11 protein-coding genes are annotated in these 11,029 nt (G+C 69.7%); 10 read left to right on the top strand and 1 reads right to left on the bottom strand.

From position 1 onward, the window contains the following. Nucleotides 1-201: 201 nt before the first annotated feature. The 4 genes from AB0H88_RS52125 (at nt 202) to truB (ending at nt 3,067) form a co-directional block, all read left to right on the top strand. Nucleotides 202-498 (top strand): DUF503 domain-containing protein, encoded by a 297-nt coding sequence (locus AB0H88_RS52125; protein WP_357657619.1) that lies wholly within the window; start codon nt 202-204, stop codon nt 496-498. Between the two features lie 42 nt (nt 499-540). Next, entirely contained in the window at nt 541-1,017 is a 477-nt protein-coding gene (gene rbfA, locus AB0H88_RS52120) for a 30S ribosome-binding factor RbfA (RefSeq protein WP_357657618.1), read from the top strand. 197 nt (nt 1,018-1,214) lie between these two features. After that, nucleotides 1,215-2,195 (top strand): bifunctional oligoribonuclease/PAP phosphatase NrnA, encoded by a 981-nt coding sequence (locus tag AB0H88_RS52115; RefSeq protein ID WP_357657616.1) that lies wholly within the window; start codon nt 1,215-1,217, stop codon nt 2,193-2,195. Then, nucleotides 2,195-3,067, top strand: a complete 873-nt coding sequence (gene truB, locus AB0H88_RS52110) for a tRNA pseudouridine(55) synthase TruB (RefSeq protein ID WP_357657615.1) — start codon at nt 2,195-2,197, stop codon at nt 3,065-3,067. Before AB0H88_RS52115 ends, truB begins: the two co-directional genes overlap by 1 nt. 76 nt (nt 3,068-3,143) lie before the next feature. Here the strand turns inward: truB and AB0H88_RS52105 are convergent, their stop codons facing one another. After that, on the bottom strand, nt 3,144-4,160 hold the full coding sequence (locus AB0H88_RS52105) for an SAM-dependent methyltransferase (protein ID WP_357657613.1): 1,017 nt from the start codon (nt 4,158-4,160) through the stop codon (nt 3,144-3,146). An 82-nt stretch (nt 4,161-4,242) separates the two neighbouring features. On the opposite strand from AB0H88_RS52105, the gene AB0H88_RS52100 reads away from it, so the two are divergent. From AB0H88_RS52100 to AB0H88_RS52075, 6 genes are all read left to right on the top strand, one after another. Next, nucleotides 4,243-5,172, top strand: a complete 930-nt coding sequence (locus AB0H88_RS52100) for a bifunctional riboflavin kinase/FAD synthetase (RefSeq protein ID WP_357657622.1) — start codon at nt 4,243-4,245, stop codon at nt 5,170-5,172. Between the two features lie 161 nt (nt 5,173-5,333). Beyond that, nucleotides 5,334-5,603 carry a 30S ribosomal protein S15 gene (gene rpsO, locus AB0H88_RS52095; protein WP_214642971.1) on the top strand — a complete coding sequence of 90 codons (270 nt, stop codon included), beginning with the start codon at nt 5,334-5,336 and terminating at the stop codon, nt 5,601-5,603. A 327-nt stretch (nt 5,604-5,930) separates the two neighbouring features. After that, a complete protein-coding gene (locus tag AB0H88_RS52090; protein ID WP_357657611.1) occupies nt 5,931-8,273 on the top strand; it encodes a polyribonucleotide nucleotidyltransferase in 2,343 nt (780 codons plus the stop codon). Continuing rightward, nucleotides 8,270-9,580, top strand: a complete 1,311-nt coding sequence (locus tag AB0H88_RS52085; protein ID WP_357657609.1) for a pitrilysin family protein — start codon at nt 8,270-8,272, stop codon at nt 9,578-9,580. The genes AB0H88_RS52090 and AB0H88_RS52085 overlap by 4 nt, the downstream gene beginning before the upstream one ends. An 82-nt stretch (nt 9,581-9,662) precedes the next feature. Then, a complete protein-coding gene (dapB, locus tag AB0H88_RS52080; protein ID WP_357657607.1) occupies nt 9,663-10,400 on the top strand; it encodes a 4-hydroxy-tetrahydrodipicolinate reductase in 738 nt (245 codons plus the stop codon). Between the two features lie 137 nt (nt 10,401-10,537). Continuing rightward, nucleotides 10,538-11,023 (top strand): GNAT family N-acetyltransferase, encoded by a 486-nt coding sequence (locus tag AB0H88_RS52075; RefSeq protein ID WP_357657606.1) that lies wholly within the window; start codon nt 10,538-10,540, stop codon nt 11,021-11,023. Nucleotides 11,024-11,029 lie beyond the last annotated feature (6 nt).

Raw genomic sequence — 11,029 nt, 5'->3', positions numbered from 1 at the left:
GGTCGCGGGGTCGGAAACCGCCACAGCCGGTTCCCCGCGCGCACGGATCCGGTCGCTCTGGGGTATACGCCGGGAGCTAAACCGGCGGCGGGGCGCCCGGCGGACCATCCGCCGGGCGCCTCTCGCACGCCTGGACCTGCTTTCCACCGCAGCAGGGCCAGGGTGCGCTTCACACACCAGGACAAGCGGTGGTTGCCAACGATGTATGTGGGTGCTCTGACCCTGGACATCCTGCTCGGCGACGTACATTCGCTGAAGCAGAAGCGTTCCGTCGTGCGACCGCTGGTCGCCGAGCTGCACAGGCGTTTTCCCGGTGTCGCGGTGGCCGAGACCGGCCATCTCGACCTGCACCGCAGGGCGGAGGTCGGCGTCGCCGTAGTCTCGGGCTCTGCGGGCAACTGCCAAGAGGTATTGGACGCCTGCGAGCGCCTGGTGGCCTTCCGCCCTGAGATCGAGCTGCTGTCGGCCAGACATCGGCTCTACAACGACGAAGACTGAACGACTGCACGGCCTTCGGGCCGTGCGTGAGGGGGAGCGAACATGGTGGATGCAGCACGAGCGCGCAAGCTCGCCGACCGCATCCAGCAGATCGTCGCCGAGATGCTGGATCGCCGGATCAAGGACCCGCGTCTGGGCTTCGTCACCGTGACCGACACGCGCATCACCGCCGACCTGCGTGAGGCCACGGTCTTCTACACGGTGTTCGGCTCCGAAGCCGAGCGGGCCGACACTGCGGCCGCCCTCGAGAGCGCCAGAGGCATCATCCGCTCCGAGGTGGGCCGCCAGACCGGTGTCCGCTTCACTCCGACGCTGGAGTTCAAGCACGACCCGCTGCCCGACAGCGCACGCCAGCTCGACGATCTGATCAACGCCGCCAAGGCCAGGGACGCCGAGGTGGCGCGCAAGGCCGAGGGCGCGACCTACGCCGGCGACCCCGATCCCTACCGCAAGCCGGAGGAGGACGACGAGCCGGACCTCCCCGGCAAGCCTGACGAGGACGGGCAGCCGGCGACGTGACGCCCGACGTGCGCGACAGAACCGATCGCCCGCCCCGCATGGGTCCGGGCGCGTCGGGTTCAGACGCTGCAAGTTCGGGCGCTGCAAGTTCGGGCGCAGCAGGTCCGGGCGCGTCAGGTTCGAGCGCTGGGGGGCAGGGCCGTCTTCAGGCTCCGCCGCCCAGCGGCGCGGACGGCGCGCTGCCGCCTTCCGGCTCGGTGATCCCCGAGCCCGCCTGGCGGCGGGCGCTCGACCTGATCGGCAAGGCCGATGAGATCGCGCTGGCCTGCCACGTGTCACCCGACGGTGACGCGCTCGGCTCGATGCTGGCCACCGGCGCCGTCCTGCGGGCCCAGGGCAAGCGGGTCGTCGCCTCCTTCGGCGACCGGCAGTTCGACGTGCCGCGCCTGCTGCGCTTCCTGCCCGGCCAGGACCTGCTCGTGCCGCCGGCGGACTTTCCGGCGGAGCCGGAGCTGATGATCACGTTCGACTCCTCGACGCCCGACCGGCTGGGCCTGCTGGGCCCCAACACGGCCAAGGCCCACGAGGTCATCGTGGTCGATCATCACCTGTCCAACACCGGGTTCGGCACGCTCAGCCTCATCGACCCGCACGTAGCCGCGACGGCCGTGCTGGCCGAGCAGCTGATCTACCGTCTCGGCGGCAGCCTGGACCGTGACATCGCCACCTGCCTGTACGCCGGGCTGGTCACCGACACCGGTTCGTTCCGCCATGCCTCGACCACGCCAGAGGTGCACCAGATGGCCGCCCGGCTGGTCGCCACCGGGCTGCGTACCGACGAGATCGCCCGCGAGCTGTGGGACCGGTCCCCGTTCGGCTACCTCAAGGTGCTCGCCGCCGCGCTCGAGCGGGTGTCGCTGGAGGACGGCCTGGTCTGGACGTATGTGCCCCGGGTCGACCGGGCCGCGTACGGCCTGCCGTACACCGAGTTGGAGGGCCTCATCGACATCGTGCGGCGCACGGACGAGGCCGAGGTGGCGGTGGTGCTCAAGGAGGACGACCAGGGAGCCTGGCAGGCGTCGAGCCGCTCCAAGGGCGCGGTCGACGTCGGCTCGATCTGCTCCGTGCTGGGCGGCGGCGGTCATCACAACGCGGCCGGATTCACCTCGCACGTCAGCGTCGAGGACACCATCGCGGCGTTCCGCGCGCTGCTGCCGAGTCGAGACGGAGAGACCTGATGGCCGAGAGCGGCTTGATCATCGTAGACAAGCCGGCGGAGTGGACGTCCCACGACGTGGTGGCCAAGCTGCGGCGGCTGGCCGGCACCCGGCGGGTGGGTCACGCGGGCACGCTCGACCCCATGGCGACGGGCGTGCTCGTGGTCGGCGTGGAGAAGGCGACCCGGCTGCTCGGGCACCTGGCGCTGACGGAGAAGGTCTACGAGGCCACGATCCGGCTGGGCGTGACCACCAACACCGATGACGCCGAGGGCGAGGTCACCTCGACCGCCCCGGCCTCCGAGGTGCGCCCCGCCGAGGTCGAGAAGGGCATCGCCGCGCTCACCGGCGAGATCATGCAGGTCCCGCCGCAGGTCAGCGCCATCAAGGTCGGGGGGCAGCGGGCGTACAAGCTGGCCCGTGCGGGCGAGGACGTCGAGCTGGCCGCGCGGCCGGTCACCGTGCGGGAGTTCTCGGTGCTGGACATCAGGGCGCACGACGCCGTGATGGACATCGACGCGGTGGTGACCTGCTCCAGCGGCACCTATATCCGGGCCCTGGCCCGTGACCTGGGGGCCGGGCTCGGCGTCGGCGGGCACCTGACGGCGCTGCGCCGCACCCGGGTCGGCCCGTACGACCTGTCGCGGGCCAGGACCATCGACCGGCTGGCCGAGGAATGCGTGGTCCTGCCGATCGGGGAAGCGGTGTCGGCGGCGTTCCCGCGCTGGGACCTCACCGCCGAGGAGGCCAGGGTCGTCAGCCACGGCGGGCGGTTGCCCGCCGCGGGGCACGGCAAGGGCCCGATCGGGGTGTTCGGGCCGGAGGGCGAGCTGCTCGCGCTGGTGGAGGAGCAGGGCCGCATCGCCAAGCCTCTGGCGGTGTTCATTTCCTAGACGTCATTTCCTAGACGTCATTTCCTAGAACCCACAGGTGCTCTGATGGGCGGCCGCGGGGGAGAGGCCCGACCTCTTATGGCTTGCGGGCCACCATGATGTCGCGGACGATCGCCTGGTCGACCCAGTGCTCGAAGTCGGGCAGATCGACCACGTCGAGCCCTGCCTCGGTGAGGATCGCCGCCAGCTCGTCGCGGGTGCCGCCATAGGTGTTCCAGGAGATGCCGAGGGCGCCGCCGGACCGCAGCAGCTCCGCCCAGACGGGCGCGGCCTTCCTGATGAGCTCCAGAGGACTGCGCGACAGTCCGCCCCCGCCCCTACTGCCGTGCTGCACGCCATAGGGGGCGTCGGTCACCACGACGTCGAAGGAGTGCGGCTTGAAGAACTCGCGGCCGCGCAGGGTGTCGGCGTTGACCACGCAGACGCGCTGAGTGTCGCCGGACTTGAACTCCTCCTTCGACCGGCTGAAGGAGATGTTCAGGCGCCGGCCGACCAGCGCCCGCTCGCGGCGTACGGGCACGGTCTCGGCGGTGTGCTTGAACCGCTTGTTCTTCAGCCAGGTCTTGAGGAAGCCGGTGTACGCCTCGAAGTCCTTGCTGTCGACATCGGCCCCATAGGCGTCGTATCCGTACATGAGGGCCTGGTTGAGCGTGGTGCCACGCCCGCACAGCGGGTCGAACACCGACAGCCGCTCGTCCAGCCGCCGATCGCTCGCCAGCACTGTGACGTTCAGCAGCAGCTTGGTGAAGTGCTCGTTCGTCTTGCCGGCGTATTTCTGGATCGTGATCAGATCGCTGCTGAGCCGGTCGAGCGGCGACACGGTGAGCGGCCGCAGCAGCTCGCCCTCGATCCCGTAGAGCGCGTAGACCGAGGAGAGGTTGGACAGCAGCGCGACGTCACCGGCGCCGAGCGGCGCGGCGGTCTCGAAGGTCACGTACGGCAGGCCGCCGATCACGCTCTCCCCGAGGTCCGACACCTCGGTCTCCAGGGCCCGTCGGCCGAAGAAGGCCAGCTCGGCGAGGGTCAGGCGGACCGCGCTCTCACCGTAGACACGGTTGAAGGCAGGAAGGATCAGAAGTGCGTATCGAGGCATGGTGCGGCGATCGTACCCCCTCGATTGGAGCTCACGTGGCGCCGCATGGCAGGCTGGTGGGGGATTGATCCGCCACAAGCGAATGGGGCCGGGCGTGCAGGGTTCGGAAAGGTCCGCCGTCACGATCGGCGTGTTCGACGGCGTGCACCGCGGGCACCAACAGGTGGTCGAGCGGGCCGTGGCCGCCGCCCGGGAGCGTGGTCTGCGCGGCGTCGCGGTCGTCTTCGAGCCACACCCCGCCGAGGTCGTCCGGCCCGGCTCCCACCCGGTCCGCCTGACCACGCCGAGGCGCAGGTCGGAGCTGCTGACCGGGCTCGGCGTGGGCGAGGTGTGCGTCGAGGAGTTCACGCTGGAGTTGTCCAGGATGAGCCCCGGCGAGTTCGCCCAGTCGATCCTCGCCGACCGGCTGCGGGCCGCCGTGGTCGTGGTGGGGGCCAACTTCACCTTCGGCCACCGCGCGGCGGGCACCACCGAGACCCTGGTCGCGCTGGGCGAGAAGTACGACTTCGCCGTCGAGGTGGTCCCGCTCCTCGACGGGGTCTCCTCCACCGAGATCCGCGACCGGCTGACGGCCGGCGACGTCGAGGGCGCCACCGCGGGCCTGGGCCGCCCGCATCGGGTGGAGGGCGTGGTCGTACGCGGTTACCAGCGCGGCCGCCAGCTCGGCTTCCCCACCGCCAACGTTGAGACGCCGCCGCACACGGCCATCCCCGCCGACGGGGTCTACGCGGGCTGGCTGGAGTGCGTGCCCGTCGCCAACCTGCCCGCCCTCTACGCGGGCGAGCGCTGGCCCGCCGCCATCTCCGTCGGCACCAACCCCACCTTCGAAGGGGTCCCGCGCACGGTGGAGGCGTACGCGCTGGACCGCGACGACCTGGAGCTGTACGGCGTGCACGTGGCGGTAGACTTCGCCGCGAGACTGCGGGGAAACACCCGGTTCGACTCGATCGAGGAGCTCATCGCCCAGATCCACACCGACGTCGACCAGGCCCGGCGGCTGACCTCGGGTTGAATGATGACGCGGCGCTTGACCGCGATGGTAACCTTGCATGTCGGTCCAGTGACGGCGGCGCTGCGCGCTGCTCTGACGGCCTTCGCCGCGGCGACTGTAGGCACGCACGGTCGCTCGCATCACTTATCCATTCGCGCGTGCCCGTAGCTCAAAGGAGAGCCGTGTCCCTCGACACCGCTGCCAAGAAGACCATCATCGCTGAATACGCGACGGCCGACGGCGACACCGGGTCGCCCGAGGTGCAGATCGCGCTGCTCAGCAAGCGCATCAGCGAGCTGACCGAGCACCTGAAGACGCACAAGCACGACCACCACAGCCGTCGTGGCCTGCTCCTGCTCGTCGGGCGTCGGCGCCGCCTGCTGAAGTACCTGCAGAAGGTCGACATCGCGCGTTACCGTGCGCTCATCGAGCGCCTCGGCCTGCGCCGATAGAGTGAGAGGGAGCGGCGTCCGCGTCGCTCCCTTCTCCTTGAGAGACCAGTCTCCTAGAGAGAACAGTCTCCTTGAGAGACCAGCGCTCTCATTGCAAGACCGGCGCGTCGAGCGCCGTACAACTGAATATCCGAGACACACTTAAGAGCCCCCGCGTCCGCACAAGCACCAAGCGACCCGCGACGCATGCGGGCCGGTCCTCGGTAGTGGCTTCCGGTAACAGTGACAGTTCTGACCGGGCGCTTCGATCGAAGACCGGCGCTGCACCTAACGAGGGTGCCGGTGAGAAAGAGGGCGCGGGAGACTGACTGACCAAGGAGGTCCCCCGTGGAGGGTGTCCACACCGCTGAAGCCGTCATAGACAACGGCTCATTCGGCACACGTACGATCCGGTTCGAGACCGGTCGCCTGGCGCGCCAGGCGGCGGGTTCCGCCGTCGCCTATCTCGACACCGAAACGATGGTCCTGTCCGCGACCACCGCCTCGAAGTCGCCCAAGGAAAACCTCGACTTCTTCCCGCTGACGGTGGACGTCGAGGAGCGCATGTACGCCGCGGGGCGCATCCCCGGCTCGTTCTTCCGCCGTGAGGGCCGTCCCTCCGAGGACGCCATCCTCACCTGCCGCCTGATCGACCGGCCGCTGCGCCCGTCGTTCGTCAAGGGGCTGCGCAACGAGGTCCAGGTCGTCGCCACGATCCTGTCCCTCAACCCCGACCACCTCTACGACGTGGTCGCCATCAACGCCGCCTCGCTGTCCACCCAGCTCGCCGGGCTGCCGTTCTCCGGCCCGATCGGCGGCGTCCGCGTGGCGCTGATCGACGGCCAGTGGGTCGCCTTCCCGACGCACCCCGAGCTCGAGCGCGCCACGTTCGACATGGTCGTGGCCGGGCGGGTGCTCGCCGACGGCGACGTCGCGATCATGATGGTCGAGGCCGAGTCCACCAAGGACACGCTGAAGCTGATCGCCGAGGGCGCCGTCGCGCCCAACGAGGAGACGGTGGCGCAGGGCCTGGAGGCCGCCAAGCCGTTCATCAAGGTGCTGTGCGAGGCGCAGTCGCGGGTCGCGCAGGTCGCGGCGAAGGAGACCGCCGAGTACGCCGTCTTCCTCGACTACCAGGAGGACGTCTACGCCGCCCTGGAGAGCGCGGTCAAGACCGAGCTGGCCGCCGCGCTGACCATCGCCGGCAAGAAGGAGCGCGAGACCGAGCTCGACAAGGTCAAGGCGCTGGCCGTCGAGAAACTGCTCCCCGAGTTCGAGGGCCGCGAGAAGGAGATCTCCGCCGCCTTCCGCTCGGTGATGAAGAAGCTCATGCGCGAGCGGGTCGTCAAGGAGGGCCTGCGCATCGACGGCCGCGGCACCAAGGACATCCGCGCGCTGTCCGCCGAGGTCCACGTGGTCCCGCGGGTGCACGGCTCGGCGCTGTTCGAGCGTGGCGAGACCCAGATCATGGGCATCACGACCCTCAACATGCTGCGCATGGAGCAGGTCATCGACACGCTCAACCCCGAGCGGACCAAGCGCTACATGCACAACTACAACTTCCCGCCCTACTCCACCGGTGAGACCGGCCGCGTGGGCTCGCCCAAGCGCCGGGAGATCGGTCACGGCGCGCTGGCCGAGCGGGCGCTGATCCCGGTCCTGCCCTCGCGCGAGGAGTTCCCGTACGCCATCCGCCAGGTCTCCGAGGCGCTGAGCTCCAACGGCTCCACCTCGATGGGCTCGGTCTGCGCCTCCACGATGGCGCTGCTCGACGCCGGTGTGCCGCTGCGCGAGATGGTGGCGGGCATCGCGATGGGCCTGATCGGCGAGGGTGACCAGTACGTCACGCTGACCGACATCCTCGGCGCCGAGGACGCCATGGGCGACATGGACTTCAAGGTCGCCGGCACCAAGGACGTCATCACCGCGCTCCAGCTCGACACCAAGCTCGACGGCATCCCCGCCTCCGTGCTGGCCGCCGCGCTGAAGCAGGCCAAGGGCGCCCGCCTGGCGATCCTCGACGTGATGCAGGAGGCGATCGACTCTCCGGCGGAGATGAACCCGACCGCGCCGCGCATCATCACCATCAAGGTCCCCGTGGACAAGATCGGCGAAGTCATCGGCCCGAAGGGCAAGATGATCAACCAGATCCAGGACGACACGGGCGCCGAGATCACCATCGAGGACGACGGCACCATCTACATCGGTGCCACCGACGGCCCGTCGGCCGAGGCCGCGCGTACGGTGATCAACGGCATCGCCAACCCGCACATGCCGGAGGTCGGCGAGCGCTACCTGGGCACGGTCGTGAAGATCGCCGCCTTCGGCGCGTTCGTCTCGCTGATGCCCGGCAAGGACGGCCTGCTCCACGTCTCCCAGATCCGCAAGCTGCATGGCGGCAAGCGCATCGAGAACGTGGAAGACGTCATGAGCGTCGGCGAGAAGGTCCAGGTCGAGATCGCCGAGATCGACGGCCGGGGCAAGCTGTCCCTGGTCCCGGTCGAGGTCATCGAGAAGGAGGCCGCCGAGAAGGAGGCCAAGGGCGAGGCCGACTCCGCCGAGGGCTCCGGTGCCGAGGCACCGGCCGCCGCCTCGGACGACAAGCCGCGCGACGACCGTCCCCGCCGTACCCGTACCCGGGTGCGGGCGCCCCGCGCCGACGGTTCCGATGGAGACGACCGCAACTCGTGAGAACCACCACGCTGCACCCCGGCCGTGACGGGGCCGGGGTGGTAAGGCGCACCGTCCTTCCCGGTGGGCTGCGCGTGGTGACCGAGACCATGCCGACCGTGCGTAGTGTCGCGGTCGGCATGTGGGTCGGGATCGGCTCGCGTGACGAGGACTCCCAGCACATGGGGGCCACCCACTTCCTCGAACACCTGCTCTTCAAGGGCACGCCCACGCGCGACACCATGGAGATCTCGGCGTCCATCGAGGGCATCGGCGGTGAGATCAACGCCTTCACCGCCAAGGAATACACCTGCTACTACGCCCGGGTGCTCGACGAGGACCTGCCGGTCGCGGTGGACGTGCTCGCCGACGTGGTGACCAGCTCGCTGATCACCCCCGACGACGTCGAGTCCGAACGCGGGGTGATCCTCGAAGAGATCGCCATGCACGATGACGACCCGTCCGATGTCGTGCACGAGCAGTTCGCGGCGGCGCTCTACGGAGACTCGCCGATCGGGCGGCCCATCCTCGGCACGGTCGAGTCGATCAACGAGCTCCCCCGCGACCGGATCGTCGGCTATTACCAGCACCACTACCAGCCGTGCCGCACGGTCGTCTCCGTAGCCGGCAACATCCGGCACGAGGACGTCGTCGAGCTGGTCGCCCGCGCCTACGAGCGGGCGGGCGCGCTCGGCGGACCGCTGGAGCCCGACCCGCCCCGCACGAGCGGGCCGGGCGCCCGGACGCAGTCAAGGGTCAAGGTGCTCGACCGGCCCACCGAACAGGCCAATCTGGTCCTCGGTACGACCGGCATGTCCCGTACGGACGAGCGGCGCTTCGCTCTCGGCGTGCTCAACGCCGCGCTCGGTGGCGGCATGTCGTCGCGGCTCTTCCAGGAGATCAGGGAGAAGCGCGGGCTGGCCTACTCCGCCTACAGCTACACCTCGGCCTACGCCGACACCGGCCAGTTCGGTATCTACGTGGGCTGCCTGCCGTCGAAGATCGACGACGTGCTCAAGATCTGCCGCGACGAGGTCGTCAGGGTGGTGGACGACGGCCTCGACGCCGATGAGATCATGCGCGGCAAGGGGCAGATGCGGGGTGGGCTGGTGCTCGGCCTGGAGGACACCGGCTCACGTATGTCGCGGATCGGGAAGAACGAGCTGGTCTACGACGAGCTGCTGTCCGTGGACGAGGTGCTCGCCAGGATCGAGGCCGTCACTCCGGACGAGATCGCCGAGGTCGCGGCCGACGTCCTCAACCGGCCGCTCACGCTCGCCGTGATCGGTCCTTATGGCGACAAGGACTTCTCCAGCGCCATCGCCTGATGTCGCGCCACTGTCTTGTCGAGGCGCGTGTGACCTTCCTCCCCGGAAGGTCCGCGCGGTTCGGCAGGTATAGGGTTGACCTGTGATTAAGGTAGGTGTGCTGGGCGCGCGCGGTCGCGTGGGCGTCGAGGTGTGCAAGGCGGTAGAGGCGGCCCCCGACCTCGAGCTGGTGGCCGCGCTCGACAAGGACGACGCCATCGAAGGGCTCCAGGGAGCCGAGGTCGTCGTCGACTTCACCCATCCCGACGTCGTCATGGGCAACCTCGAATGGGCGATCGCCCACGGGATCCACCCGGTGGTCGGCACCACCGGCTTCGGCGCCGAGCGGCTCGACACCGTGCGCGGGTGGGTGGCCAAGTTCCCCGGCACCAACTGCCTGATCGCCCCCAACTTCGGTATCGCCGCCGTGCTCATGATGCACTTCGCCCAGCAGGCGGCCAAGCACTTCGAGTCCGTCGAGATCGTCGAGCTGCACCACCCCAACAAGGCCGACGCGCCGTCCGGCACCGCCCGCCGCACGGCTGAGCTGGTCGCGGAGGCGCGCGCCAAGGCCGGGATGGGCCCGATGCCCGACGCCACCTCCGCCGAGCTCGACGGGGCGCGCGGCGCCGACGTCGGCGGCGTCCACGTCCACGCCGTACGCCTGAGCGGGCTGATCGCGCACCAGGAGGTGCTGCTGGGCGGCGACGGAGAGATCCTCACGATCAGGCATGACACGATGAGCCGCTCGTCGTTCACCCCAGGTGTGCTGCTCGGCGTACGCCGGGTGCGCGAGCTGCCCGGCCTGACCGTCGGCCTGGAACCGCTGCTCGACCTCTGAACATACGTCATGCCCACGACCTGACCCGGGTCATGGGCACGACGTGAGGAGGGGATCCCGGCTCCGCACAGCCGAGCCTGTGGTCACCACATTAATATCCAGGAGCGCGACCGCGCCGAACATGAGACCGTGTCGGCATGGCGCGATGGGTCGAGCCGGGGGAACTGCCCGGACTGGTCGCTGTGGAGCTGGCGGCCGATGGGGTGTTCGAGCAGGTGGGGATCGTCTTCCCGCCAGGGACGACCATGATCGAAGAGGTCACGGATCCGGCCGCGGTGCTGGTCGAGGGGGAGCCGCCCGCCGGGTTCGCGCTGATCGGCTGGGTCGACGGCAACCTGCATCTGGATCAGCTGGCCGTACACCCGTCGCGGATGCGGCAGGGGATCGGCGGCCGGCTCGTCGCGGCGGTGCGCGACCACGCGGCCGCTAGTGGCGCCCCTGCGGTGACGCTGACGACCTACCGGGATGTGCCGTGGAACGCGCCCTGGTACGCGCGGCACGGCTTTTCCGTGCTGCCCGAGGCGGAGTGGGGGCCGGAGCTGCGGGCGGTGGTCGAGCACGAGCGCGAGCTGGGCATCGAGGTGGCGCCGCGCGTGGTCATGCAGACGGTCGCGGCAGGTTGAGTCGTG

The organism is Nonomuraea sp. NPDC050680 (assembly GCF_040654555.1).
Lineage (GTDB): Bacteria > Actinomycetota > Actinomycetes > Streptosporangiales > Streptosporangiaceae > Nonomuraea.
Note: the sequence above shows the minus strand (reverse complement) of the source record. Positions and strands in the feature narration are given on the sequence as shown.

Coding starts and splice junctions, on each gene's coding strand:
- AB0H88_RS52125 (WP_357657619.1), top strand. CDS start 202: ATGTATGTGGGTGCTCTGACCCTGGACATCCTGCTCGGCGACGTACAT.
- rbfA (WP_357657618.1), top strand. CDS start 541: ATGGTGGATGCAGCACGAGCGCGCAAGCTCGCCGACCGCATCCAGCAG.
- truB (WP_357657615.1), top strand. CDS start 2,195: ATGGCCGAGAGCGGCTTGATCATCGTAGACAAGCCGGCGGAGTGGACG.
- AB0H88_RS52105 (WP_357657613.1), bottom strand. CDS start 4,160: ATGCCTCGATACGCACTTCTGATCCTTCCTGCCTTCAACCGTGTCTAC.
- AB0H88_RS52100 (WP_357657622.1), top strand. CDS start 4,243: ATGGGGCCGGGCGTGCAGGGTTCGGAAAGGTCCGCCGTCACGATCGGC.
- AB0H88_RS52075 (WP_357657606.1), top strand. CDS start 10,538: ATGGCGCGATGGGTCGAGCCGGGGGAACTGCCCGGACTGGTCGCTGTG.